Source organism: Sphingorhabdus sp. Alg239-R122 (assembly GCF_900537065.1).
Taxonomy (GTDB): domain Bacteria; phylum Pseudomonadota; class Alphaproteobacteria; order Sphingomonadales; family Sphingomonadaceae; genus Alg239-R122.
In genome coordinates this window covers 27,406-52,998 of the sequence record NZ_UNRC01000010.1, presented here as the reverse complement: position 1 = coordinate 52,998, position 25,593 = coordinate 27,406, and the positions used below count along the sequence as shown (strand labels likewise).

General features: G+C 54.8%; 30 protein-coding genes. 13 read left to right on the top strand and 17 right to left on the bottom strand.

Translation table 11 applies throughout. The features are described 5' to 3' along the window. Positions 1–234: 234 nt before the first annotated feature. Complete coding sequence (locus G6Q15_RS10250) at positions 235–984, top strand: hypothetical protein (RefSeq protein ID WP_164118420.1); 750 nt, start codon at positions 235–237, stop codon at positions 982–984. Positions 985–1,017: 33 nt separating this feature from the next. On the opposite strand, the gene G6Q15_RS10245 is transcribed toward G6Q15_RS10250, so the two are convergent. Then, positions 1,018–1,617, bottom strand: coding sequence for a thiamine phosphate synthase (locus G6Q15_RS10245; RefSeq protein WP_164118418.1), 600 nt, complete (start codon positions 1,615–1,617; stop codon positions 1,018–1,020). 23 nt (positions 1,618–1,640) lie between these two features. Here G6Q15_RS10245 and G6Q15_RS10240 point away from each other — a divergent pair, with 23 nt between their 5' ends. Beyond that, positions 1,641–2,318, top strand: coding sequence for a YggS family pyridoxal phosphate-dependent enzyme (locus tag G6Q15_RS10240; RefSeq protein ID WP_164118416.1), 678 nt, complete (start codon positions 1,641–1,643; stop codon positions 2,316–2,318). Positions 2,319–2,336: 18 nt separating this feature from the next. Here G6Q15_RS10240 and G6Q15_RS10235 read toward each other — a convergent pair whose 3' ends face one another. The 5 genes from G6Q15_RS10235 to pdeM form a co-directional block, all read right to left on the bottom strand. Beyond that, the gene (locus tag G6Q15_RS10235; protein ID WP_240330845.1) at positions 2,337–4,196 is read right to left on the bottom strand and encodes a sodium:proton antiporter; all 1,860 of its coding nucleotides are present in this window, start codon (positions 4,194–4,196) and stop codon (positions 2,337–2,339) included. A 107-nt stretch (positions 4,197–4,303) separates the two neighbouring features. Continuing rightward, on the bottom strand, positions 4,304–5,566 hold the full coding sequence (locus G6Q15_RS10230; RefSeq protein WP_164118414.1) for an adenosylmethionine--8-amino-7-oxononanoate transaminase: 1,263 nt from the start codon (positions 5,564–5,566) through the stop codon (positions 4,304–4,306). After that, entirely contained in the window at positions 5,563–6,207 is a 645-nt protein-coding gene (gene bioD / locus G6Q15_RS10225) for a dethiobiotin synthase (RefSeq protein ID WP_164118412.1), read from the bottom strand. The genes G6Q15_RS10230 and bioD overlap by 4 nt, the downstream gene beginning before the upstream one ends. Next, entirely contained in the window at positions 6,204–7,358 is a 1,155-nt protein-coding gene (locus G6Q15_RS10220; RefSeq protein WP_164118410.1) for an 8-amino-7-oxononanoate synthase, read from the bottom strand. Before G6Q15_RS10220 ends, bioD begins: the two co-directional genes overlap by 4 nt. 56 nt (positions 7,359–7,414) lie before the next feature. Beyond that, positions 7,415–8,095: a ligase-associated DNA damage response endonuclease PdeM gene (pdeM, locus tag G6Q15_RS10215; RefSeq protein WP_164118408.1), complete on the bottom strand. Its 681-nt coding sequence runs from the start codon at positions 8,093–8,095 to the stop codon at positions 7,415–7,417. A 130-nt stretch (positions 8,096–8,225) separates the two neighbouring features. On the opposite strand from pdeM, the gene G6Q15_RS10210 reads away from it, so the two are divergent. From G6Q15_RS10210 to G6Q15_RS10195, 4 genes are read left to right on the top strand one after another with little or no spacing between them, the layout of a single operon-like run. Next, positions 8,226–8,777, top strand: coding sequence for an RNA polymerase sigma factor (locus G6Q15_RS10210; RefSeq protein WP_205518152.1), 552 nt, complete (start codon positions 8,226–8,228; stop codon positions 8,775–8,777). 1 nt (position 8,778) lies between these two features. Next, positions 8,779–9,141: a DUF6768 family protein gene (locus G6Q15_RS10205; RefSeq protein WP_164118406.1), complete on the top strand. Its 363-nt coding sequence runs from the start codon at positions 8,779–8,781 to the stop codon at positions 9,139–9,141. 41 nt (positions 9,142–9,182) lie between these two features. Then, on the top strand, positions 9,183–10,139 hold the full coding sequence (locus tag G6Q15_RS10200) for a rhodanese-related sulfurtransferase (RefSeq protein WP_164118404.1): 957 nt from the start codon (positions 9,183–9,185) through the stop codon (positions 10,137–10,139). Continuing rightward, on the top strand, positions 10,136–10,798 hold the full coding sequence (locus G6Q15_RS10195) for a glutathione S-transferase (protein WP_164118402.1): 663 nt from the start codon (positions 10,136–10,138) through the stop codon (positions 10,796–10,798). Before G6Q15_RS10200 ends, G6Q15_RS10195 begins: the two co-directional genes overlap by 4 nt. Positions 10,799–10,812: 14 nt before the next feature. On the opposite strand, the gene G6Q15_RS10190 is transcribed toward G6Q15_RS10195, so the two are convergent. From G6Q15_RS10190 to G6Q15_RS10160, 7 genes are all read right to left on the bottom strand, one after another. Continuing rightward, positions 10,813–11,745: a retroviral-like aspartic protease family protein gene (locus G6Q15_RS10190; RefSeq protein ID WP_164118400.1), complete on the bottom strand. Its 933-nt coding sequence runs from the start codon at positions 11,743–11,745 to the stop codon at positions 10,813–10,815. 79 nt (positions 11,746–11,824) lie between these two features. Further along, the gene (locus G6Q15_RS10185) at positions 11,825–14,242 is read right to left on the bottom strand and encodes a ligase-associated DNA damage response DEXH box helicase (RefSeq protein WP_164118398.1); all 2,418 of its coding nucleotides are present in this window, start codon (positions 14,240–14,242) and stop codon (positions 11,825–11,827) included. 41 nt (positions 14,243–14,283) lie between these two features. Further along, on the bottom strand, positions 14,284–15,177 hold the full coding sequence (locus G6Q15_RS10180; protein WP_164118396.1) for an SMP-30/gluconolactonase/LRE family protein: 894 nt from the start codon (positions 15,175–15,177) through the stop codon (positions 14,284–14,286). A gap of 98 nt (positions 15,178–15,275) precedes the next feature. Then, the gene (locus G6Q15_RS10175; protein WP_164118393.1) at positions 15,276–15,686 is read right to left on the bottom strand and encodes a DUF1801 domain-containing protein; all 411 of its coding nucleotides are present in this window, start codon (positions 15,684–15,686) and stop codon (positions 15,276–15,278) included. Further along, positions 15,686–17,080: a phosphomannomutase/phosphoglucomutase gene (locus G6Q15_RS10170; RefSeq protein WP_164118390.1), complete on the bottom strand. Its 1,395-nt coding sequence runs from the start codon at positions 17,078–17,080 to the stop codon at positions 15,686–15,688. The genes G6Q15_RS10175 and G6Q15_RS10170 overlap by 1 nt, the downstream gene beginning before the upstream one ends. Further along, on the bottom strand, positions 17,077–17,364 hold the full coding sequence (locus tag G6Q15_RS10165; protein WP_164118388.1) for a J domain-containing protein: 288 nt from the start codon (positions 17,362–17,364) through the stop codon (positions 17,077–17,079). Before G6Q15_RS10165 ends, G6Q15_RS10170 begins: the two co-directional genes overlap by 4 nt. Continuing rightward, the gene (locus G6Q15_RS10160; RefSeq protein WP_164118386.1) at positions 17,361–18,191 is read right to left on the bottom strand and encodes a division plane positioning ATPase MipZ; all 831 of its coding nucleotides are present in this window, start codon (positions 18,189–18,191) and stop codon (positions 17,361–17,363) included. Before G6Q15_RS10160 ends, G6Q15_RS10165 begins: the two co-directional genes overlap by 4 nt. Before the next feature lie 111 nt (positions 18,192–18,302). Between G6Q15_RS10160 and panC the strand changes: the two genes are divergently transcribed. Together panC and G6Q15_RS10150 are read left to right on the top strand one after the other, a co-directional pair. After that, positions 18,303–19,154, top strand: a complete 852-nt coding sequence (gene panC / locus G6Q15_RS10155; protein ID WP_164118385.1) for a pantoate--beta-alanine ligase — start codon at positions 18,303–18,305, stop codon at positions 19,152–19,154. 182 nt (positions 19,155–19,336) lie between these two features. Further along, a complete protein-coding gene (locus tag G6Q15_RS10150; RefSeq protein ID WP_164118382.1) occupies positions 19,337–19,633 on the top strand; it encodes an SEL1-like repeat protein in 297 nt (98 codons plus the stop codon). Here G6Q15_RS10150 and G6Q15_RS10145 read toward each other — a convergent pair. The 4 genes from G6Q15_RS10145 to G6Q15_RS10130 are packed head-to-tail and all read right to left on the bottom strand — an operon-like array spanning position 19,630 to position 22,203. Next, complete coding sequence (locus G6Q15_RS10145; protein WP_164118381.1) at positions 19,630–20,799, bottom strand: GNAT family N-acetyltransferase; 1,170 nt, start codon at positions 20,797–20,799, stop codon at positions 19,630–19,632. The genes G6Q15_RS10150 and G6Q15_RS10145 overlap by 4 nt on opposite strands. A gap of 13 nt (positions 20,800–20,812) precedes the next feature. Beyond that, the gene (locus G6Q15_RS10140; RefSeq protein ID WP_164118379.1) at positions 20,813–21,277 is read right to left on the bottom strand and encodes a RidA family protein; all 465 of its coding nucleotides are present in this window, start codon (positions 21,275–21,277) and stop codon (positions 20,813–20,815) included. Beyond that, positions 21,278–21,937 carry an HAD family hydrolase gene (locus tag G6Q15_RS10135; RefSeq protein WP_164118377.1) on the bottom strand — a complete coding sequence of 220 codons (660 nt, stop codon included), beginning with the start codon at positions 21,935–21,937 and terminating at the stop codon, positions 21,278–21,280. Then, on the bottom strand, positions 21,934–22,203 hold the full coding sequence (locus G6Q15_RS10130) for a DUF3572 domain-containing protein (protein ID WP_164118375.1): 270 nt from the start codon (positions 22,201–22,203) through the stop codon (positions 21,934–21,936). Before G6Q15_RS10130 ends, G6Q15_RS10135 begins: the two co-directional genes overlap by 4 nt. A 140-nt stretch (positions 22,204–22,343) precedes the next feature. Here G6Q15_RS10130 and G6Q15_RS10125 point away from each other — a divergent pair, with 140 nt between their 5' ends. From G6Q15_RS10125 to G6Q15_RS10105, 5 genes are all read left to right on the top strand, one after another. Continuing rightward, positions 22,344–22,706 (top strand): response regulator, encoded by a 363-nt coding sequence (locus G6Q15_RS10125; RefSeq protein ID WP_164118373.1) that lies wholly within the window; start codon positions 22,344–22,346, stop codon positions 22,704–22,706. A 186-nt stretch (positions 22,707–22,892) separates the two neighbouring features. Then, positions 22,893–23,309 (top strand): hypothetical protein, encoded by a 417-nt coding sequence (locus G6Q15_RS10120; RefSeq protein ID WP_240330844.1) that lies wholly within the window; start codon positions 22,893–22,895, stop codon positions 23,307–23,309. Beyond that, positions 23,309–23,512 carry a helix-turn-helix transcriptional regulator gene (locus G6Q15_RS10115; RefSeq protein ID WP_164118371.1) on the top strand — a complete coding sequence of 68 codons (204 nt, stop codon included), beginning with the start codon at positions 23,309–23,311 and terminating at the stop codon, positions 23,510–23,512. The genes G6Q15_RS10120 and G6Q15_RS10115 overlap by 1 nt, the downstream gene beginning before the upstream one ends. Positions 23,513–23,538: 26 nt before the next feature. Continuing rightward, the gene (locus G6Q15_RS10110) at positions 23,539–24,477 is read left to right on the top strand and encodes an alpha/beta hydrolase (protein ID WP_164118369.1); all 939 of its coding nucleotides are present in this window, start codon (positions 23,539–23,541) and stop codon (positions 24,475–24,477) included. Positions 24,478–24,625: 148 nt separating this feature from the next. Next, on the top strand, positions 24,626–25,393 hold the full coding sequence (locus G6Q15_RS10105; protein WP_164118367.1) for an alpha/beta hydrolase: 768 nt from the start codon (positions 24,626–24,628) through the stop codon (positions 25,391–25,393). The last annotated feature ends 200 nt before the right edge of the window (positions 25,394–25,593 follow it).

The following is a 25,593-nucleotide window of genomic DNA, read 5'->3' as shown; positions in this document are numbered from 1 at the left end:
CGCGTCATATAAATCGCTCTATGCGGCCAACGGCTAAGGGGTGCATGCTGAACCGGCGCTGACCATAAATCGCCAATTCATGTTTGCCGCTATAATATTCCGTACGGATGGCACGAATGAATGTGTGAATCATGCAACAATGCGGAAAGAAAAGCGATTCTTGCTGGCATAAAGCATGATTCACCTGAAAAATCTGCTATGACAGATCGGTAATACAGGGAAAATGGATTTATTATGTCAACCTTGAAACGGATGTTTTTGACGGGGGGAGCGCTTGTAATCGGCGCATCTGCGTTGATTCCGTCAATTGGCATGGCAGTATCGGGTGGTATCGACTCGCAGCCCGTTTCTCTGAACGCAGCGGGCAACATCGGATCTTTCACTCCGGCTTCGGTTGATCCAAAACTGGCAGCTGATCTTAGTTTCAGTGCCCTGAACAAACGCCAGAATTTCCGTTTCACACCCGCAACCGATGCAAATAACGCAGCGCCGCGCGCAGTAACAGTTGCCGTTCGCGTCAATACGGAAACGGCAAAGGCCGTTAATATCCGGCCCAAACTGGCGATTGACAAGCTGGCCGGCAAAGGCAGTACGGCAACACCCGTTCGCATTACAAAAACTGCCTACAGTCTAGGCGTTGCCAAGGGTTGGCAGAAATTCGCTCTTCCCAATGAAGTACGCAATATTGATATGCCGGACCTGGGCGCAATACGTTCTCCTGTAAAATCGAAAACCAATGGCAAGCCAAGCCGTTTCCGGCCTAACGTTGAGCTGGATGCCACTTCGCGTCCAGGCAGCACACCGCGCACCTTTGATGGTGAGGCAGGCTATACAGTCGATGTTGGCGGTAAATACAAACTGACCCGCAATCTGGACGTAACTGCTGGTGTGCGGATTCGCAATGAGCGGGATCGCCTTGCACCGCTGACCGATGAGCAAAAGGATAGTCAGGCCGTGTATGTTGGAACACAGTTCCGCTTCTAGGTCATCTTTACACGCATTTCATTCAAGGGGCCTTCAAGGTCCCTTTTTTATTTCAGCCGTAATCCCACGGGACAGTCCATCAATTGCGGCCCATCCATGGACCAGTCCAAGCGGGAGCTTCGCATAATTCTGTGCTGTCATTCCGCCCAATGCTATTGCCGGACATGGTGCCGATTTTGCCAACCGGGCCAATCCTGATACGCCCAGATGCACCGTGTCTACATGGCTGCGGGTAGGAAATACCGGCGATATAAATACCGCATCCACGCCCGCATTATCTGCGCGCGCCATTTCATCCTTATCATGCACCGTTGCGAGCTTTAGCAAGTCATCCCCCTCTATCAGGCGGTCAGGCGGACCATAAATGCCGCCTGCATTCCATTGCCGCGCATTGAGAACATCCCCTGACAAAATCATGATATGGCCATGGCCTTCTGCCTCGACCTGCAACTTTTGAAAACGCGCATATCTTGCCGCATCCTGCATATGATAATGCCGGAATATTATCCCCGAGCCCTTGGGCAGGTTCCCCATAGCCTTTTCCAGCACTGCATCATTGCGCGCATCGGTCAACAACCATAACCGCGGCAAATTTTCGCGGATCTGTTGCAGCTTTTTCTGGCAGGACGGCATGGCACCCCTTATAGCCGCTCCCCATGGACGATATACAAGATGAAAATGCGCCTACCTCTCTGGAAACTGTAGAACGGGCAATGGACAAAGCCGCCGCATTGGCCGGACGGGAGAATGAAAATATTTCTCTTATCGCCATTTCGAAAACCAGGATGGCGGAAGAAATCCTCCCGTTGCTTGGGGAAGGACACCGGCTTTTCGGGGAAAACCGTGTGCAAGAGGCTGCCGAAAAATGGCCTGAACTGCGCGCCGAATATTCCGACATTGAATTGCACATGGTTGGTCAGCTGCAATCGAACAAAGCCGATGAGGCTATCGCACTGTTCGACGTGATACACTCGGTTGACCGCCCATCACTGGTGAAAGCACTTGGCAAAGCCATGCAGAAAGCCAACCGGTCTGTGCCCTGTTTCATTCAAATTAATATTGGTGAGGAAGAGCAAAAAGGCGGTTGTGGCATTGCGGATTTACCGGGTTTGCTTACGCTTTGCGAAAAACACGGCGTCCCTGTGCAGGGCTTGATGTGTGTGCCGCCCCTGGATCTGGAGCCATCCCCTTATTTTGCACTGCTCGCCCAAAAAGCGAAGGTGCATGGATTACCCCTGCTCAGCATGGGCATGTCAGCTGATTTTGAAGCAGCCGTAAAAATTGGGGCAACGCATATACGTGTCGGCAGCGCGCTTTTTGGCGCGCGCAACTGATTCACCTGCGCATATTGATTAGGCTTCCGATCCTTCTGGATCGGGATTACCCATTAATGGCATCGCTTTTGCTTCCTGATACGCTGCCTTGCGCTTTTCAGGGGATTCCGGCGCAACAAAACCAATAATTGCATCACCTTCCTCGATAAAGGGCCGTGCTTCAGTGGAAAAGAAGAGCAGGCGCCGGTCAGGCTTCATCACTGCAATCGGCTCTTCGCCAAGCCCCAGATTCTCGCGGTAATTTTCGTAAGTAAATTTTTCTGTTAGACGTGTTTTGCTGAACTTCCATCCCTCGCGAGCGCGGTCGACAAGCTCGGTAAATGTTGCACCGCTTTCGGTCAGCACGCGACCGCGCCCTGGCCCACGCTTTGCATCTTTCTTGTCGGTGGCAAGCAGGCTGATCTGCTCATAACCCATTTCAGGGCCAAGATCGGAACTGAGCAGCTGGTTATAGCTGTCATTGTCCGTCGCGGCGATCAGGTGCTGAAAATTACCCAAATCAACATTGTCATTATGCGCTTCGTCCAGGAAATCTCCATCATAGACATCTATTTCGCGGCGTTTCGCACGGCGCAGGGCGAACTTGCCTGTATCCGCAATCGTCACTTCATATTTGAGTGATTTGAGGAACGCCGCCAGCTCTACTGTCCAGCTGTTCGAGCCAACAATCATGATGGCATCGCTCTTGCCTTCTTCAATATCAAGGAACCGTGCAAACCAGCTGGCGGAAAACCCGTGCGCAAATATGGTGACAATCACCACTGCAAAACTGAGCGGCACAAGAGCCTCTGCATCAGGTATGCCGTAATCGACCATGCGCAGTGCAAAAAGCCCGGTAATCGCTACCGCCACGATACCGCGCGGAGCAATCCAGGCGATAAAGAAACGTTCGCGCCAGGGCACGGAACTCAAGAACAGACTTATCAATATGGTGAGCGGGCGCACGAGGAAAAGCAGCAATATAAGGAAGACCACGAACCGTACCTGGAAGGCCTGTACCGTTTCCCAGTCAAGCGTCGCCGAAAGCAGCACGAACACACCGGAGATAAGAAGCACCGACAGGTCTTCCTTAAAGCGGTGTAGGGTCTGGCTCGAATAAATGGGCCGGTTAGCCATTACGACACCCATTATGGTGACAGTAATCAGGCCAGTTTCATGCTTGATGATATCGGCAAGAACAAAGCCCGCAATCACAGTGATCAGCAGGAAAGGTGCCTTGAGGTATTCAGGCACATAGCCGCGAGGGAAAAGCCAGGTCAGCGCATAGCCCAGCGCAGCACCGAGCACGCCCGCAACAAAACTGGCCGCCAGTACGTCCAGGCCAATAGTGTACACATCCGCAGCTGCGCCCTCATAGGTGATATAGGCATAGATCGCGACCGCGAGTAGGGCACCGATAGGATCGTTTACAATCCCTTCCCATTTCAAAATGTCGCGCACCCGGGGGCTTACGCGCAGGTTGCGTAGCATCGGACCAATGACTGTAGGCCCGGTGACCACCATGATGCCGCCAAACAGCGCGGACACTTCCCATGATAGCCCTGCGCCATAATGTGCCGCCGCTGTGCCCAGCACCCAACCCACCGGTACGCCAATAACCACAAGCCGCATCACAGCCCAGCCTGCATGCCGCAGGTCCTTGAAGTTGAGACTTAGCCCGCCTTCGAACAGTATCACCGCCACGGCGAGCTTTATTATCGGTTCCAGCAATGTCCCGAAATCGCGCTCAGGGTCAATAATTCCAAGCACCGGTCCCGCAATAATGCCGACAATCAGCATCAGCGCGATGGCAGGCCGCCCTGTGCGCCATGCGACCCATTGCGCACCAATGCCGAGTGCGCCAATCAGCGCAATTTTTACCATTAATGAATCAACCACTTGGCGACTGTCCTCTTATGGGTTGCCCGTCATGCCGGTGCGAAGATTGCGAATATAGCGATCTCGGCGCCATGAACACAAGGTGCAGTTGAATTTTTGCGCACTGTCTATTGCAGAAACCTCTCGGCCGCGGCTTTAACGGCATCATAAATGCGCGCCAGTTCCACCTCGGTAATACAATAAGGCGGCATGATATAGACCGTATTCCCCAGCGGGCGGAGCAGCACATCGCGCGCGGCGAAAAAGGCCAGAAGCTCCGGCCCCAGCGCTGACATATAGGATGCGCTTTCACCTTGCCCACGCACAAAATCGAGCGCCAATATGGTTCCTGTTTGCCGGATATTATCCCGCCCGATATGCGGTGTCATTTGCTTTGCAAACTCGCGATGGGCGGCGATAATCGTGTCAATCCGCACCTGTACAGGCTCATCGCGCCAGATGGCCAGATTGGCAAGCGCCGCACCGCAGGCCAGCGGGTTGGCGGTATAACTGCTCGAATGGAAGAACATATCTGCCTTGTCGCGGCTATAATGCGCATCGTAAATCCGTTTCTGTGCCGCTGTAACGGCCAGCGGTATGGCGCCGCCTGTCAACCCCTTGGACAGGCATGATATATCCGGCACGATCCCTGCCTGCTCGCATGCAAACACCGTGCCGGTACGGCCCCAGCCGGTCATGACTTCATCGGCGATGAACAGCACATCATGCGCTGCACAGATCGCGTGCATCCGTGCCAACATATCGGGCCCGTACATCAGCATACCGCCCGCACCCAGCACCAGCGGTTCAACAATGAATGCGGCAGGCTTTAGGGCGCACAGGCTTTCCAGTTTATCCAGCATAGCCTGCTCCTGCCCTGCAGCCGGGAACGGAATGGAAGATACATCGAACAACAGTGGTGCATAGGGCCGGTTAAACACACCGCGCGCGCCCACTGACATAGTGCCTACCGTATCGCCGTGATAGCTGTTCTCCATCACGATGATCCGATCCCGTTTTTCCCCGCAGTTGTGCCAATATCCAAGCGCCATTTTGAGTGCAACCTCGACCGCCGTTGAACCGCTATCGGAAAAGAAGATATGGCTGAGCGGTGTCGGCAACACGTGAGAAAGCGCATCTGCCAACCGCTCGGCTGGTTCATGTGTCCATCCGGCAAAGATAACCTGGTCAAGCCTGTCCGCCTGCGCCTGTATCGCTGCCATGATGCGTGGGTGGCAATGGCCATGGGTATTGACCCACCAACTGGATATCGCATCGATAATCTCACGCCCGTCATCAGTATAGAGCCGCGCGCCGTCGCCGTGCACAATTTGGGGAATCGGCTCTTTCAGTCCATGTTGCGTAAAGGGATGCCAGATCGCCGCGCTCATGCAGTAAAATCCTGCACATCAAAATGTGTGTCAAAAGCGATATCCAACGCCGCCTTGTCCAGCGTGTCCAGCATGGGCAGTCGCCCCAGATGCCTTACCCCGCCCATCGCACATATCACGCGTTCGCTTTCCCCGGCATGCTCTCCAACAAAAGCGATGCCCAATATGGGAACATTGCGCGCATTCAAGGCGTCGATCGTGAGCAGGCTGTGGTTGATCGTGCCCAGCGCCGTGCGCGCAACAATAATCGCCGGAATATCCCAGTACGCAAACATATCGGTATAAAGCAGATTGTCTGATAATGGCACCAATGCGCCGCCGGCTCCCTCCACCACCAACGGCCCGTCATGCTGTGGTAGCGACAATGCTTCGGCATTAATTTCCATGCCCTCAATATTGGCGGCATGGTGCGGGGAAGCTGGGGTTTTAAGCACATATGCCTCAGGCAGTATCGCGCTATCCTGTACCCCCGAAAGGCGCCGGACAACCATGCTATCAGTTTCCGGTTCGGTTCCCGCTTGGACCGGTTTCCAATAGGCGGCTTTGCCCGTACCGCGATCAAGCGCCGACAAAAGCGCGGCAGCAAACACTGTCTTACCGATATCCGTATCGGTGCCGGTGACGATCATCCGGTCCGTCATACATGACTCCCTTGTGTGGCATCATTACCCAACAATATATCCAGCCTGTCCGCCAGTGCATCCACTTTGTCCATATCCACATTCAAGCTAATAGAAATACGCAGCCGCGCAGTTCCAGGAGCCACCGTTGGCGGCCGAATGCCGCGCACATCGAAACCATCGGCCTGAAGCGCATTGGCAATATTCATGGTGCGGTCATTATCGCCAATGATAACAGGAAATATCTGGCTACCCCGCCTTGTGTCCGGGCAATAACGACCAAGCCGCAACTCAGCATGGGCAACAAGCGCATGTAGCCGCTGAGTTAACTGCGGGTTGGCTTCTACATACCGGATGGCACCATGCGCCAAAGCCGCCATGAGCGGGGACGGCGCAGTGGAAAAAATGAAGCCGCGCGCACGATTGACCATGAAATCGCGCAGTATCGCAGGCAGGCAGAGCAACCCGCCCTCCGCACCCAGCGCCTTTCCGCAAGTACGCAGCACAACAAGGTTTTCGCGATCCAGCAAAGCATGAGACAGTCCTCGCCCGCCTTCGCCAAAAACACCTGTCGCATGCGCTTCGTCGATCACCAGCATTGCGTCATGTATACGGGCCAGCGCTGCAAGTTCAGGCAAAGGCGCGCGGTCACCGTCCATGCTGTAGAGGCTTTCTACCGCCAGCCAGATACGGCCCAGTCCACCCGCGCCGCGATACACAGCGATCGCGTCGCTAAAAGCCTGCACATCATTGTGCTGTACACTTTGCCCCTGTGCGCGCGATAATCGCATGCCCTCATGCACACTGGCATGGATCCGCTCGTCATAGAGGACAATATCGCTTTTTTGCGGCAGGGTCGAAAACAGCGCGCTATTGGCCGCATATCCGCTGGCGAAATAAAGTGCGGCTTCGTTCCCATAATACTCCGCCGCAAACTCTTCGAGCGCCTCATGCTCAGCATGATTGCCGCGCAACAGCCTCGACCCACCCGAGCCATGCGGTACGTCGCGCGCTACCGCATCTGTCAGGATCGCTCGCATATCGGCGCTGCGCGACAACCCCAGATAATCATTGGAGGCAAAATCATGCCCCGCGATAGGCGACAGTTTCCGCCGCCGGCTTTCACCATCCAGCGCGTCCAGATGCGCGGAAAAAATTTCAAATCCTGCCATGGCGCGCCTGCCTAGCCGTTTTGTGTGCGTGTGGAAAGCGGTTTGAGTGATGCTGGTTAACCGGCCATTTCCGACACGCCATGAAGCGGGAATCTGAGCAGTTTTTTACGCAGCGGCACAAGCGCGCAGGCAGCAGCACCCATCACTTTTCGGATGGCATCATCATCCGCATCCATCCCGCCTGTCAGCGCGCCAAAGGCAGGGAATATCAGCTTGCTCTCACTCGCCACATAACAGCGCCGTGCGACCAACCGGCCCCGACCGCGCAAACGAAATTTGGGGTGATAATGGCCCGACATTTCCGCGCCAGCAAAACCCGGTTCCGCTTCATGACGCAGCATGATTCCATCCACCTGCATCTCCCGCACGACATTGCCGCCCCAGCGCCCCGCCAGTGCCGTGTCGTGATTACCGTTGACCCAATACCAGCCGGTCCGAGCCGTCAACTTTTGTAACAGCTTCGCCGCCACAGGTTCCAGCCTGTCTTCACCAGCGCTGTCGTGGAAATTATCACCCAGACAATAGATCGTTTCTGCACCCGTTTCATCGATGATGGATTCCAGTCGTTCCATTGTTGCGCGGCTGTCATAAGGCGGCAGCATCTGTCCATAGCCGGCATACCAGCTCGCCTTTTCCAGATGCAGGTCTGCCACAAGCAGTGCACGATGCGCAGGCCAGTATAACGCCGCATCACTATGCGCCAAAAAATCATGCCCTGCGAACGAAAGGGGAACCATATATTCTACATGCTGTAACAGAGCATGCCATGCAAGAGGAAGGCAGCTGCTACGCGCAAATATTTACTGCGCATTGAACCTTTTCAGCGTTCTGTGTCCCTTTATACATGAAAGCTGGAGGATTTTGGACTTGGCCGCAAAGCGCGATACAAGATATGTGCTTAGCGATTATCTGGTCGCTAGTGCACGGTTGGGCGAAAGACACGCATGGAACTGGCTTTACAGGTTGTGGCATAAGCGGTTCGTCGCACATGCATGGCGACTATGCGGTGATGCAAATACAGCGCAAGACCATGTACAGGATGCATGGGCAGAGATTTATAGCAGCTTGGGGAAGCTAAGCAATGATCGTGCCTTTGCTGCCTGGGCATACCGGATTGTCACGCGAAAGGTGATGCGCGGACAAAAACAGGCCGCACGCGAAACTGCATTGCCCATGGAGGTGCTGGAGCAAGCCACATCAGATGATGGCGTAGCGAAAGATGAAACACAAACACGCCTGATGCTCACACAGGCCGTGGCGCAATTACCGCCCGAACAACGCGCAGCCATCGCACTATTTTATGGTCAAGGGATGCGTATCGCCGAAATCGCGGTTGCAACAGACGCACCGGTTGGAACTGTCAAGACGCGCCTTATGCATGCGCGGCAGAAACTGAAAGATATATTGAAAGGAGAATAAGATGAACAAGCTGGACGATATGCTGGCAGAAACACTGTCTGCCGAGGATCAGGCACTACTCGATGAGATTCGTGACGAGCCCGGCTATTTCACGCAAGCCTTTGGCCTTTTTCGCGGCAATACTGGTTGGGTTGCATGGGCTATTATGATCGTACAATCGATCATGTTTCTAGCTGGCGCGTGGATGGCAATACAGTTTTTCGGGGCCAGCGACACCGTAAATCAATTACGCTGGGGACTGCCATCTGCCGTACTGCTCATACTTAGCTCAATGTTTAAATTATCCCTCATGCCCACAATGCAGGCAAACCGGGTCTTGCGTGAGGTAAGGCGACTTGAACTAACACTATCGGCGCGTAACTAACCCTCTAGTCATGATGTGCGCAAACAATTATAGCGCGCATCATGACTGATTTTCCCGATTCCGATATGCCTGTCCGCGTGGCGGCACTGTACCACTTCACGCATTTTGATGATCCAGTCGCGGTGCGCGGCCCTTTGCTTGAAACATGCGAGGCGCATGGGCTCAAAGGCACATTGCTGCTGTCACAGGAAGGTATAAATGGGACCATTGCCGGTAGCCCGGGCGATATTGGTACCACCATTGCCTATATTCGCCGGCTTCCAGGCTGCACCAATATCGAGGTCAAGTATTCAGGCGCGGAAGATATGCCGTTCTACCGCATGAAAGTCCGCCTTAAGCGTGAAATTGTCACGATGGGCGTGGATGGCATAGACGCTGTGGATGGCACAGGCGAATATGTCCCGCCCGAAAAATGGAACGACCTGATCAGTGATCCCGATACGGTGATTATCGACACTCGCAATGACTATGAAGTCGGGGTCGGCACTTTTCGGGGCGCAATCGACCCAAGCACAAAGACATTCCGTGAGTTTCCAGCCTGGTTTGACGCCGAGGCGGAAAAACTGCGCACCAGCGGGAAAACACCTAAGATCGCGATGTTCTGTACCGGCGGTATCCGCTGTGAAAAGGCGACGGCCTATGTAAAAGCACAGGGTTTCGATGATGTGTTCCACCTGCAGGGCGGCATCCTCAAATATCTCGAAAACGTGCCAGAACAGGAAAGCCTGTTCGATGGCGATTGTTTTGTCTTCGACCAGCGGGTCGCCGTGGGCCACGGTCTCGAACCGAGCGATTATGTGCAGTGCCATGCCTGCCGCAGGCCACTTTCTCCCGACGAGCTGGAAGCACCCGAATATATGGAAGGCGTGAGCTGCCCGCATTGTCATGATGCCCGCGATGACGAACAGAAAAAACGGTATGAAGAACGCCAGCGGCAGATGGAACTGGCCGCTCGGCGCGGCGCGGCGCATATCGGCCGCAAGCAGGATGCCGGATGAGCGAAACCGCGCCGGATACGCTGCCGATATTATACAGCTTTCGCCGCTGCCCCTATGCAATGCGTGCCCGTATGGGCCTGTTGGCCAGCGGCACCCGGGTGGAACTGCGCGAAGTGCTGTTGCGTGACAAGCCACAGGCCATGCTGGACATTTCACCCAAGGGCACAGTGCCCGTACTACAATTACAGGACGGGACTGTGCTTGGGGAAAGCATCGACATCATGCGCTGGGCGCTGGAGCGTCATGACCCACAGGGCTGGCTACGCCACAGGCAGGCTGCATGCACAATAATCGAACAGATTGACGGTCCATTCAAACACCATCTTGACCGCTATAAGTATCATACACGTTATGAAAATGCCGACCCTGAATTCCACCGCGCAGAGGCATTGGGAATATTGCAAAGATTAAATATGCGCCTGTCTGAACATGGACAGCTGCTGGGGTCACAACCCACAATTTCTGACTATGCCAGCTTCCCCTTTATCCGCCAACTCGCCAATCACGACCGGAGCTGGTTTGACGCCTTACCCTTGGAAGCACTGCAAAAATGGCTGGCAGGGCATTTGGCTTCAGATACTTTCAAAACCATTATGCATAAATATGGCCAATGGCATGCAGGCGCAGCACCCGTCACATTTCCCGCAATCACTGCTTGAACTTGTTCGGCCAGTCAGCGCCGCGCATCGACAACGTCGAAATAGACACGCCGTTTCTTGAAATCGATTGCCATGCGGTCAAACCCCCTCAGACTTGCCATGCCCAGGAATAAAGCCGGTTTGTCATCCAGTCCCAGTGCCTTGAAGGGCGGCGCGTCGGCAAATGCGATAGAAATGGCATCAAACTGGGCTTTGCCTATCCTGAAGTCCCTGCCAATACCGGCATCGGCAGTAATGACCTGTCCCGTAACCGCGGTAATACTTGATTCAAGATCAAGTCCCTTGGCCTTTCGTCCACGCAGTTTTTCCTGCAAAGCACGATTCCCGATATTGGCCTGTGAACCCGTATCGATAACCACGCTTACCCTTACCCCCGATATGGTGGCATCGGTAAATATCAGCTGCCCATTGCGCCGTTTTGCATAGACCACAATTTCATAGCCGCTGTTGAGCCGTTTCTTGCGCCTATCTTCTACTTCGATCCTGCTCTCCGCAAAGTTGAACAAAATACGCTGGTCCTGGAGGCCATCCAGGCCCAAAATACCTTCTGCGCCGACATTTCTTGATTCAAGAAGTGGGGCCACAACCTCGCCATAATTCTGGCGGCCCAGTTCCAGCTCGGGCACATATACCGTGTCCACGACTTTTTCACCCGCCACACTCAGAAGCCTTGCGCGCGCAGCGAATTCAAGCTGCAGATCATCCGCAAGCTCGCGCGTTACAACCGTACGCTCTGAACCGGTATCTATCATGAATTTATAAGGGCCATTACCATCAATACTGACCGGCACGGTCATCCGCTTTTGACGATCGATTCCAATATCAATTATATCAGGTGCAGCCTGGCTTTCGCTTTTGGTCTCAGCTTCCACTTCCTGAGGTATGGGGGCCGCGCTGCTCATATTGAACGCCAGCATTAATGGTGCGAAAATAATCGGCCAGGACATTTTAATTCTCCAGTTCACCCCTCACAACATTAAAAAACTACCACCAACTGCGAGGAATCGCAATTATCCTGCACATTCTTCAACCCCCACGCATCGCCGCTTCGACCAAAGTCTCCGCTTCTTCGAGCAATGCATCATCTGCCGCACCTTGCGGGACAGCTTCACGGCCAATCATCACAAGCACCGGCACTGCAAGCGGGCTGACCCTGTCCATGTCGACATGCAGCATTGTACCCTGCGCTCTATCCAGCAGGTCACCCAGACGCCCGACATCGGTCAACTTCTCCCGCGCATCGGCCCAGGCAGCCTCAAGCAGGATATGGTCAGGTTCATATTTTTGCAGGACATCATAAATCAGGTCGGTCGAGAACGTGACCTGCCGCCCAGTCTTGCGCTTGCCCGGATGATGCCGCTCGACCAGGCCGCTGATGACCGCAACTTCACGGAATGCACGTTTGAGGAGATAGCTGTTCTGGATCCATTCGGCCAGTTCCTCCCCCAATATATCGGAAGAAAATAGCGGTCCGGGATCACTGACCGGTTTCAGGCTGTAGCAGGCCAGCGCATAGTCATTGGCGACAAAGCCTAGCGGTTGCAGCCCCGCATTTTCCATACGCCGCGTAAGCAACATGCCAAGCGATTGATGCGCATTCCATCCTTCAAAGCTATAACACACCATATAATGGCGCCGGTCATGCGGGAATGTTTCGACAAGAAGCTGATCCGGCTGTGGCATGACTGAGCGGAAATCCTGCATCTCCAACCATTCACGCACATCATCGGGGAAACGTGCCCAGCTCGCACGGTCAGTCAGAAATTCGCGTACACGTGAAGACAAATGTGTCGTGAGCGGCAGGCGCGCACCCATATAACTGGGTATCTGTGCGCCTTTTTTTGAAGCTCGGACAATCAGGTCAAGGGCCTTGATGCGCTCAACCTCCAACCCCATGCCGGAAAAATAAAATGTATCACCCGGTGATAGTTGTACGGCAAAATTTTCCTCCACCTTGCCCACACTACGCCCGTTTTTGAAACGCACATTCAGCATCGGTGCATCAACAATTATGCCCGCATTAAACCGGTGCTGCGCAGCAAATTTGGGGTGCGAGAGCCGCCATATCCCGTCCTCCGCACGCACCAAACGTTTGAATTTATCATAGGCACGCAGCGCATAACCGCCGTTTTGTGTAAAGGCGAGTACGCGGCCCAGCGCAGCTTTATCTATACCGCTATAGGGCAGGGCCGACTGTATTTCTGACAGCATCGCATCTTCATGAAACGGCGCAGCACAGGCGCAGGCCATAACATGCTGCGCCAGCACATCCAGCCCGCCAGCACGAAATGTCTCGCCATCGCGCACGCCTTCCTGCACGGCATCAAATGCCGCTTGTGCCTCCAGATACTCAAACCGGTTGCCGGGCACCAATATCGCCTTTGACGGGGCATCAAGCCGGTGGTTGGCACGGCCAATGCGTTGCAGCAGGCGCGATGAACCCTTGGGCGCGCCCATCTGTATCACGCAATCGACATCGCCCCAGTCAACGCCCAAATCAAGGCTGGCTGTCGCCACAAGCGCGCGCAGTTTGCCCGTAGCCATGGCATTTTCCACCTTGCGCCGCGCTTCAACTGACAGGCTGCCATGGTGAATGCCTATGGGTAGCTGTTCTTCATTTATCTCCCACAGTTTCTGAAACACAAATTCAGCAAGAAAACGCGTGTTACAAAACACTAGCGTGATTCGGTTTCGTGCGATTTCCTCCAGCACCTGCGGCACCGCATAATGGCCGCTATGCCCGGCCCAGGGAACACGCCCCTCGGGCAATAATATGTCAATATCCGGCTCTGCGCCCGGCGCGCCTTCAACCAATGTGACGGCATCAATCTCACCATAAGGCGCAAGCCAGGCACGATAGGCATCCGCATCGGCAACAGTGGCTGATAGAGCGACACGGCGCATATCCGGTGCCAAGGCCTGTAACCGCGCCAGCGAAAGCGCAAGCAAATCACCCCGTTTGCCAGTGGCAAAAGCGTGCACTTCATCAATTACCACTGTTTTGAGGTTTCTGAACATCTCGGAACTGTCCGGGTAAGATAACAGCAGGCTGAGCGATTCAGGTGTTGTCAACAATATGTGTGGCGGTCGGGAACGCTGGCGTTTCTTGCGATCAGAGGGCGTGTCGCCGCTGCGTGTCTCAACCTGGATATTCAACCCCATTTCCGTGATGGGAGTTAGCAAATTGCGCTGCACATCATGTGCCAGTGCCTTAAGCGGGGAGATGTATAGCGTGTGCAGAGTGTCAATACCCGGAGCATCAACCATATCCGCCAGCGTCGGCATAAACCCCGCCAGCGTCTTGCCCGCCCCTGTCGGCGCAACCAGCAAAGCATGTCTGCCAGCCTGCGCTGCTGCCAACATGTCCATCTGATGCTGGCGTGGCTCCCATCCGCGCGCAGCGAACCAGTTATTTATGGTGTCGGGAAGGGCAGGAACAACCATTGCCTACATATAGGCACGCTAGCTCCTGCATCACAATGACCCTATTTGGGCTTGCCCAGACTATAGACCAGCAGCTTGCCTTGCCGGTTCATCGGCAGGAATAGCTGCTTACGGCCCGGGTGGTAAAGTATGTCCCCCACGCTTTGCCCGGGCGTGAGTATATCATGCGCCTTCCCGCTTCCTGACACATGATATATTTTCCCGCCATTCCATTCAGAGATCAGGAAGCCATCCTTGCCATAGCGTTGCACGCCATCAATATTGCCGACCGGTACAGGTGTAATCGCCTCAATTGCATGGCTTTTCATATCCACTTCGAGCAAGCGTCCATTGGATGTGGCGTCATCACCTTCACCCTGCCGCTCACCCCATGATGCGACATACATGGTCTCACCTTCAATCAGCAGGCCGTTGGGCCGGTTAAGAAGGTTTGTCTTCATCCACAATGTGAGATTTTTATCGGTATCGAACTTGTAGATCGCCGACTGGCCGGTGTCTGAAATATAGATATTGCCCTCGGCATCGGCCGCAACATCGTTCAGGAACACCGCACCCGGCGCAGCGTGGCGCACAATGGATTTATCGTCCAGGTTGACCTCCGCCAGCTCCTTGCCATCGGATACATAAAGCCTATTGCCTGCCACGGCGCTGCCCTTTGGCTCGTCCAGCCCGGTGATAAAGCTGCGGTCAGCCGTCTTTCCGTCTGTAGTAATAGAGGCGATATAACCATCGCCCGGATCATCGCCGCCCATGACTGACACATAGAACATGTCGCGCGCCGTATCGTACATGATCGATTCGCTCGCGGGCAGGTTCGGCACTTCACCAAGGCGGACAGGCTCAGGATGTGTTTCACCAGCGAACACAGGTTGCGTGGCAACCAGCAAAGCAGGCAATGTAGCCATGGCGACGCGCGTCGTTATTTTACAAAACATATTGTCCTCCCCTCATTATCTTATCGGCACGCATGATGCGCAGTGTGCCATCTATACAGCAAGACTTATTCCATAAACGGTGAACATAAGCGGATTAACTATGCAGGAAGGCGGTAGGTGAACGCCATGGCGATGCAATGGTGGACTATCGCTTTTGGAAGCGGCTGTGCCGGGTCAAAAATAACGGCACGGTTGCCGTCAAAAGCAAGACCCCCATAAATATCACGCCACCTTGCAACAAGCGACGTGCCGCAATGCACGTATAAGGCGCAGCTTTCCTCTACCGCGCAATGCGTATCAATCCGCACTGCTGTGCCGGATTTTGTGACAGCAGGCGCATAACTTGGCTGTCCCCATTTCAGGCTTTCCTCAATAATGCCGATACGCTCATCGGCATCGGCCACCTCAAGAATCCAGCGGCGCAGTTTGTACAGCCTGTGACTTACACTATCGGGATAACTGTCAAAAACCTTTCGAACACCCTCAGGGATATTGGATGTTTCAGACACTAATGCCCCACATTCTCGCCGCGCGTCAGGCCCGATTTCGCGAGTTGATCATCAATCTGTACCATCAGGCGCTCCAGCCCAGATTCGGATTTCGCTTCAGCGCGCGCGACCAGTACGTCCTGTGTATTCGACGCACGCAGCAGCCACCAGCCATCATCGGTGTTTACGCGTGCGCCGTCCGTATTGTTGACATTCGCACCATCTGCGGCGAGCCGTTCCAGCACTTCGTCTATCACCGCGAACTTGCGGCTTTCGTCCACCTGAAACCGCATTTCCGGTGTGTTGATCATATCCGGCATATCGCTGCGCATTTGCGTCACTGACTTGCCCAGCATAGAGGCCGCACGGATCAGGCGCACGGCAGCATATAGCGCATCGTCAAATCCGTAATATTGATGTTTGAAGAACACATGACCGCTCATCTCCCCCGCAAGCGGCGACCCTGTTTCCTTCATCTTGGACTTTATAAGGCTGTGTCCCGTTTTCCACATCAGCGGCTCACCGCCCAATTCGGCAATACGGTCATAGAGCGCCTGCGATGCCTTTACATCAGCGATAATCGTGGAACCAGGCAGTTCCTTCAGCACCGGTTCGGCAAATATCGACAATAGCTGGTCACCCCATATGACACGGCCTTCGCCATCCACCGCACCGATACGGTCGCCATCACCGTCAAAAGCCACACCGAAATCGAGCGACTTGTCCGCGACAAGTTTCTTCAGATCAGCCAGATTCTTTTCTTCGGTTGGATCGGGGTGATGATTGGGGAAATTGCCATCAATATCAGTGAACAACGTAAAATGCTCACCAGGAAGCTGCGCCACAAGCCGCTCAACCACAGGGCCCGCTGCACCATTGCCACAATCCCAGCCAACCCGCATTGCCGCGCCGTCAAAATCCTGCAACAGCCTATTTACATATTGGTCAGTAATATCGACCGTTTCAAACCCGCCGACACCGTCGTCCCAATCGCCTTCGCGCGCCATCTTGCCAAGGTCCAGTATGTCCGCGCCAAAAAACGGGCGTCCCTGAAAGACCATTTTGAAGCCATTATAATTAGCGGGGTTATGGCTGCCGGTTATCATGATGCCGCCATCCACATCATCCATGGCTGCCTCGGCGTAATATAGCATCGGCGTTGGTCCCATGCCGACCGATACCGCGTCGACACCACTGGCATTCAACCCCTCAACCAGCGCATCCTGCAATATGGGCGAGCTGATCCGGCCATCATAGCCGACCGCGACCTTGCCGCCTTTTCCATCTCTGGCGCGCGATATCAACGTGCCGAACCCGCGGCCTATTGCGCGTGCATCCTCGACATCCAGCGTTTCGCCAATAATGCCGCGAATGTCATATTCACGCAGAGAGGTGGGGTGAAAGTCATGCGTCATTTCAAGTCCTGTTCCGGCTGCCTTGCCAATAATATATCCCGTGCTTCATTCAACTGCCGTGCGATCTCCGCATTGCCGCCCCGATCAGGATGATGCTTTGCCATCATTTGCCTATGCGCCGCTATTATGGCGTCATTGTTACTCGCTCTATCTACGCCCAGCAAGGTCCGCGCCTGTCGTTCCGACATGGATGGCGTGTCATTCCGGTTCATCATATTTTTCAGCCGGCCAGTGGCATAAAGATAGCCGAAAATCGCTACGATAAGAAGCAGGATGAATTTCACAGCGTCAGCTCTTTTGCGCCTTTTGCGCCGCGCAGTGTCGCCGGTTTTTTAACGCCGGGAAGATAAAAAGAAGAAAGCATTGCGCGTAATTCCTGCCGCGCCAGCACATGGCTAGTACCCAGATTGCCCAGATGTCCCTTGTCCAGCAGCGTTAGCCCTGACGGGAAAAGTTCGCGAAAGATCACGCGTTCACTCAGCCCCGGGACCACGCGGAAACCTACCCGCTTTGACAGTTCGGTAAGCGCACCATCCAGCCGTTTCTGATTGCGTGCGTCCTGTTTTTGTGTGCGGTTGCGCAACACCACCCAGTCCATTTCACGCCCCGTCTTGGCGCGGGTCCGGCGGGCTTCCCAGATCAGTTCGGCATAGAAGCTAAGCCGCTTTACCTTGAATGTTTCAGGTTCAACCTGCCCGATCAGGTCGAAATCAACAAAGCTGTCATTAATTGGCGTCACCAGCGTATGCGCTTTCACGGCAACATGGCGCGCAAATTCATCATCGCGGCCCGGTGTATCAAACAATATGAAATCCGCGCCTTCACCCTTTTCGGCCATCACGGCATCAAGGTCGGAAATATTCCCATTTTCAAAAACCGAATAGCTGGCCGTAGGCAATCTGACATTGCGGCGCCGCATGGTTTCATCGCGGTTTTCCAGATATCGGTAAAATGTGCGCTGCCGCGGGTCAAGGTCGATCGCAACCACCTTGTGACCCAGATAGGACAAGGCCACGGCAATATGCACGGCAGTGGTCGACTTGCCAGTGCCGCCCTTCTCATTGGCGAACACGATGATATGCGGTGTCGTCTTTTCCGCTTCGGTCTGCATGGAAATGGCTTACCCCTTAATCATGGTACTGGCTATGGTCTTGCAGTCGGCACGCCGCCGGACCATAAGGCTTTCATATTCAGATATTCCCATATCGAAGGGGGCCTTGCGGTGCAAATTATACGGCAGCTAAATGCGTTGAAAACGGCGATTGCAGATGTAAAATCGGATGGCGGCACTGTGGCGCTTGTCCCCACCATGGGCGCACTCCATGCAGGACATATGCAGCTGGTGCATGAAGCTGCGAAGCGCGCAGACCATGTGGTCGCATCGATTTTCGTCAATCCCACACAGTTTGGGGAGGGCGAGGATCTTGATGCCTATCCGCGGCAGGAAGAGGCCGATGCCAGATTGCTGCGTGAGGCGGGCGTCAAAATATTATGGGCGCCGGATGCGGAAGAAATGTATCCGCATGGTTACAGCACCACCATATCGGTCAGCGGCGTCAGTATGGGGCTGTGCGGCGGCACCCGGCCGGGCCATTTTGACGGCGTCGCCACGGTGGTGTCGAAACTGTTTCATCAGGTTGAGCCCGATATGGCTCTGTTTGGTGAAAAGGATTACCAGCAGCTCGCCGTAATCCGCCGCTTTGTCCGTGACCTTGATTTTACACTGGAAATTGTCGGCGTCCCGACTGTACGCGATCATGACGGGCTCGCGCTTTCATCGCGCAATGCCTATCTCAGCGCCGAAAATCGTGCCGCCGCCGCGCATTTCCCCAAAGCCCTGCGTGAAGGCATAGCCCGGCTTGAACAAGGTGCGGATGTTACCGCTACACTAGACGGGATTGAGCAGCAAATACTGGCCGCGGGGTTCAAGAGCGTTGATTATGTGTCGCTCTGCGATGCTGGCAATTTACAGGAACTTGCGACACTTGACCGGCCTGCCCGATTATTGTCGGCCGCGCGTATCGGATCAACCCGGTTGATTGATAATATGGCCGTCACGCCAACCACCACCTGAAACACAAACACCCCGACCTGTGGATATTAACTACGTTAGGCCATTGAAATATCTTATTTCTGCGGTGTTTTCACACACACCGTATATTTTTCTTGCCCGCCATTAACCATTTATTGACCAGCTTTACCCAATCTGGGCCTGTCGCAAATAGGGGGCGGCGGTTTTTACGAGGGGCAAATATAATGGCCAATAGCATGAAGAGTGCGCAGTTTCTGATCGAAAGCAAAATGGCAGACGCGGCATCGGGGGATCCGCAAGCCTATTATGAACTGGGCGTTGCCTATTCGACCGGATCACATGACGTTGAAGTCGATCTGATCGAAGCACATAAATGGTTTAATTTGGCGGCCGTCGGTGGTCATGAAGAAAGCCAGACATGCCGCGCCGAAATTTCGGATGAAATGACCGCCCGTGAGATTGCCGAGGCACAACGTCAGGCGCGCAACTGGATCCAGCAGATTTCAAGACTGGCCGCTTAATCCGACTTTGCGGCAAGCTGTTTTTTGAACGGCAGCATCTCGGCCAGAAATTCCTGGTCCTGCATCACCGCTTCGCGTTCACGGTCCAGGAAGTCGGCAACTGCCGAGCGAAAGCCGGGATCGGCTATATAATGCGCCGACCAGGTCGTTTCCGGAACATATCCGCGCGCCAGCTTATGTCCGCCCTGCGCGCCAGCCTCCACCGTTTTGAGGCCCCGCGCCAATGCCGCATCAATCGCCTGATAATAGCACAGCTCAAAATGCAGGAAGGGTGTGTGCACAGTGCACCCCCAGTAACGGCCATATAAAATATCTGCACCGATGAAATTCAGCGCTCCGGCAATGGGTGTGCCATTCTGCAGGGCAAGCACCATCAAAATCTGATCTGCCATAGTTTCGCCCATCAACGAAAAAGCCGCGCGGGTTAGATAGGGCATGCCATATTTGCGCGCGCCTGTGTCCTGGTAAAATTCCCAGAATGCATCCCAATGCATCTCGGTAATCTCGTCACCAGTCAGGTGGAGAATATCCACGCCTTGCTGCGCAGCGCGCCGTTCTTTGCGGATTGCTTTACGTTTGCGCGATGAAAGCGACATCAGAAAGCCATCAAAATCACCATAACAGTCATCGTGCCAATGGAACTGCGTGTCGCTGCGCATCAGCCAGCCTGCATCTTCAAATATACCGCGCTGCCCCGGTGCAATGAATGTTGCATGGGCAGAGGATAGCCCGTTTTGCTCCACCAGGTTTTGCGCCGCAATCAGCAGCGGCGGCGCCCATTTTGGCTCCACTGTCAATAACCGCGAGCCATTGGCCGGGGTGAAGGGCGCCGCAATCTGCAGTTTCGGATAATAGCGGCCACCCGCATTTTCATAGGCATGCGCCCAGCTATGGTCGAACACATATTCGCCCTGGCTATGGCTTTTAAGATAAGCGGGCAACGCCGCGACCAGTTTATCACTGCCGTCACGTATTGTTATGGGGGCTGGCGACCAGCCCGTGTTTTCACCGACACTGCCCGACTCTTCGAGCAGGGTCAGAAATTCATGGCTTACAAACGGGTTGCCAGCGGGAACAAGTGCATTCCATTCATCCGCGCCTATTGCCGTGACCGAACGCTCCAGCCGCGCTGCTATATCGCTCCGCTGTCCCGGCTTGCCATCCATCAGGCACGGTGCCTCAGGATTTGACCTGCACCACAGCGTCTACCTCAACTGCGGCATCAAGAGGCAGGACAGGCACACCCACGGCAGAGCGCGCATGGCGGCCCACCTCACCAAAAATCGTTTCCATCATGTCGGACGCGCCATTGGCAACTTTGGGTTGGCCGGTAAAATCGGCGGTGCTGGCCACAAATGCGCCAAGCTTTACAACCCGCTCCACCCGGTCCAGCGAACCCAGCGCGCGCTTCATCTGTGCGGCCAACATCAGTGCACAGGCTTCGGCTGCCTTATGCCCCGCTTCTTCCGACACATTCTCGCCAAGCTTGCCCGTCACGAGTTCGCCGTCCACAAATGGAAGCTGGCCGGAAATATAGAGCATACCGCCCGCCTCGACTGTCGGCTGATAGGATGCCACCGGTGCAGCTGCTTCTGGCAAAGTAATGCCGGCATCGGCAAGACGTTGTTCGACTGTAATACTCATTCAGCTATTCTCCATTTCTTCTATCTGCGGGGCGGGCATGCCTGATTCCAGTTTTTCCAATATCCATGGCAGCGCATCAGCCCATGTGTCGATCCGGTTGTGCGCGTGCCGTGCCTTGTGCGCGCAGGCGACCTGCGGCGCGAGTTTTTCCTCGCCAATCATGTGCAGCCGCCAGCATTCCCCCGCATAGTTAGCAGCAGATTTGTGATGCATCGGCAGATCATCGACAAACACAGCCACGGACGGACGATATTCATCAAGTATCTTTTTGAGCGGGGGCCCCTTTTCCCCCTGGTTGGTCACCACCGGGTAATCCATGCCAAGCGCCTTGAGTTGTTCACGCCGGTCCTGGTTACGGGCATCGGTCAGGTTGGTGAGAATCACGACATTGGCAATTTTCGCAATTTCATCCAGCGCCTCACGGGCACCAGGAATAACGGTCTGACGCGGCATCTCGGTATCGAAAAAACCCCCCAGCAATGGCCAGATTTCTTCCGGTTTTACTTTTTCACCATTTTCCGTGCGGGTCAGTGCGCCTTCAAAGCCTCCATTTTCCAGGTCGAAATGGATATCCTCTGCTTCGTGCAGCCAGTCGGCAAAATGCGTGACCATGTGCAACAGCACTTCATCACAATCGGTCACGAATAACGGTTTGCTCATGTATTCAGGCTCCTGCGGGCGGAAACCAGCGCTTCCGGGCTTATGTTCAAATGCTCTGCGGCGGCGATCAGGTCCGGCTCATGACTTTCCAGGAATCGCAACACTTCGGCCAGGACATGCGCATTTTTTGCGCCGCTGCGAAGCTGATCGGGCGTCAGTCCGGTGAGCGATAGCAGCCGTTCGGCGCGGCGGCCATCGGCAAGCACCCACCCCAGCGCCATCAACGCCAGTGTTTCGGGATCATAACTGCCTTCACTTAAACTCATATGGTCATATTATCCTATAGAACAGGCCTTATAAATGCTCGCCGCCACATCCTGGAATGAATCGCTCTGGCCTAATCTGGTGTTTCGCACTATCACCCGCAATATCATTCGTGAAGTTTTCAAAAAAGGACATGCGTCCCGTGACAAAAAAAGTGCTGGTTGTCGAGGATAACGATCTGAACCGCAAATTGTTCAGCGATCTTTTGCGCGCGCACAAGTTTGAGGTGGATGCGCTGGCCGATGGCCGCAAGGTAATTGACACCGCACGTGATTTCTCGCCCGACCTTATCATCATGGATATTCAGCTGCCGCATATTGGCGGGCTGGAGCTGATCGAGGCGCTTAAAGCCGATACGGCCCTGAAGGCGATCCCGGTGATGGCCGTCACGGCTTATGCCGGCAAAGGTGATGAAGACCGCATCCGGGAAGCAGGGGCGGAAAGCTATGTTTCAAAGCCCGTTTCAATACAGCCGTTCATGCAGGCGGTTAACGCACTGCTATAAGGCCTTGTGTACAAACTTCCTGATGAAGGTTCCGGCCATTTAGCGGCATTATTCTCGCCTCAAAAATAGGGGAGCAGGTTCGACTTTCATGAAATGACAAGCTTCCCAAATATTTTGTCAATGCTACTTGACTTTATATGGTTGGAAAAGTAAAGGTTCATTGACTTTAATAAAAGGAACCTTGTCATGGCTGAGAAAATGAGCCCGCAGATCAAGCGCTATCTGAAACGCATTGCCATCCTGATGGTGCTGTACCTGATCTTCCTGTTTTCCGCGGACTATCTGATTGACAATGAAATGGTATCAGGTGCGCCTGCATATATTCTTGCCTTGCTTGCAGGCCTGCCGGTCGCCGGCATGTTCTGGGCCATCGGTATGCTGCTGATCGAGGAAACAGACGAGTTCCTGCGTATGCTGCTCGTGCGTCAGACGCTCATCGCCACGGGCATTGCCATGGCGGCGGCCAGCATCTGGGGCTTTCTCGAAAACTTTGGCCTCGCCCCGCACGTCGACAGCTATTGGTGGGCGATCATATGGTTTGGCGGCCTGGGCGTTGGCGCGCTTGTCAACAAGCTGACACTGGGTGCAGCGGGGCCAGGCTAATGAAAAACCGGCTAAAAATCCTCCGCGCCGAACGGGACTGGACACAGGGTGACCTGGCCGAAGCGCTGGAGATATCGCGGCAGAGCGTCAATGCGATTGAAACAGGGAAATATGACCCCTCCCTGCCGCTCGCCTTCAAGATTGCAGACCTGTTCGGCATGACCATTGAACAGGTTTTTATAAATGAGGAAAGCGGCGCATAGCCCGCAAAAAATACCGGAGATCGCCCATGAGGATCCCATCCTTGTTCACTTTGTTTGCCAGCCTGTTGCTCACCCCCGCCTGCGTGCATGCACAATCCACAGATATGGCCGCAGATGTCGGCGAGCCTAGCGCAGTGGAGCCCGCGGCAACCGTGCTTGACGGCAAGCGTTTTACCGTTCTGGTTGAGGGTGAAGGCACCGACGTCATCCTTATCCCCGGCCTCGCGTCTCCACGTGAAGTCTGGGATGCAACACGCCAGCAACTGTCCGGAAAATATAAAGTGCATATCGTGCAAATACGCGGGTTCGGCGATACCCCCGGCCTCAATGTCGAGGGTCCGGTTCTGAAAGCATTTATCCGCGAACTGGCCGACTATATTGACGATGAAATCATACCCGGCGGCAAGGGTGAAAAACCCTTTGTCATCGGCCATTCGCTCGGCGGCTTCACCGCGATGCAGCTGGCAGCCAAATATCCCGGCCTTGTGAAGCGGGCCATGGTGGTCGACAGCCTGCCCTTTTTCGGCATGATATTCGGCGCAGGCGCCACCACGGAAACAATGCAGCCGCAGGCGGCCATGCTGCGCGACATGATTGCGGCGCGGGAAGAATACACCGCTGATGCGCGCACGCTGCAAACCATGTCCATCACCGAAGAAGGCCGCGCTTTGGTCGCCGCATGGGCGGCGGATGCGGACCCCAAAGCGGTTGCCCATTTCATGTATGACCTGATGACAACTGACATGCGGGGCGACATGCCCGGCATCACCGTGCCCGTGACCATGCTTTATCCGCTGGATGAAAGCGTCATGCCCGCCGCGCGGGTGGATGCGGTGTACAAGGCCGCGTTTGCCGGCGCAGATAGCGTGACGCTCAAACGCATTGATGATAGCCGCCATTTTATCATGCTCGACCGGCCAGAGACGTTTGCAAAAGCCGTGGAAGATTTCCTGACGGAAAAATGACGATGGTGTTCGTTATCCTTGTACCAGGGAAGCACAATTTCTGCTCACGCTGAGCGGTTTCGGAAAGAATAAGTGCGCGGTTTTGATATATTCTGCGGAACGCAAAACCTGTCTTTTCATAGCTCTGGCCGCCGCCTATAGTCCGATCATGACCGAAACTTCACATCTCCCACGCCCGGACGGCACCCGCCTGGCCTATATCCACCGCAAGGCCGCGCCTGAAAACAAAACCGCCCCAACGCTGGTTTTCCTGCCCGGCTATATGTCGGACATGGAGGGCGGCAAGGCGACCGCGCTGGACGCATGGGCTGCGCAGAGCGGCCATGCCATGCTGCGTTTCGATTATGGCGGATGCGGGATAAGCGAAGGTGATTTTCGCATGCAAAGCCTGGCCGATTGGCGCGATGATGCATTGCTGATGATCGACACGCTGGTCGAAGGCCCCGTCATTCTGGTCGGTTCCTCCATGGGCGGGTGGCTGATGCTGCTGGTGGCGCTGGCTCGGCCCGAAAAAATTGCCGGGATTGTCGGTATTGCTGCCGCGCCCGATTTTACCCGCTGGGGCTTTGATGATGCGCACAAGGCGATAATTCAGACCGAAGGCACACTCGAAGAACCCAGCGAATATAGCGACGAACCCTATGTGACGACCAGGATTTTTTGGGAATCGGGTGAGGCAAACCTGTTGCTGGACGGCGAAATCGCACTCGATTGCCCGGTGCGGTTGCTGCATGGGCAGAATGACGCCGATGTGCCGTGGGAGATTTCTCTGAAAACAGCGCACGCGCTGCGCGCACCGGATGTGCAGACGCTGCTCATTAAAGATGGCGACCACAGGCTATCGCGGGATCAGGATATTGATATGCTGATCCGCACGGTTGCCCGCCTGTATAATGTGAGCAGAATAGCTGAATAACGGAGTCTTTATAGGCTCACTCTCGTTCGCGTTACGGCACCGGCCCTCTCCCCCTCCCAACCTCCCGATATACTAACGAAATACACTATCGGGAGGTTGGGAGGGGGAGAGGGCCGGTGCCGCTTCATGTCCGAGAGGACATCAAACCAAGGCGCAAGCGACAGTGCCAACCTCTTGACACTCTGCCCGTTTTGCTGCGA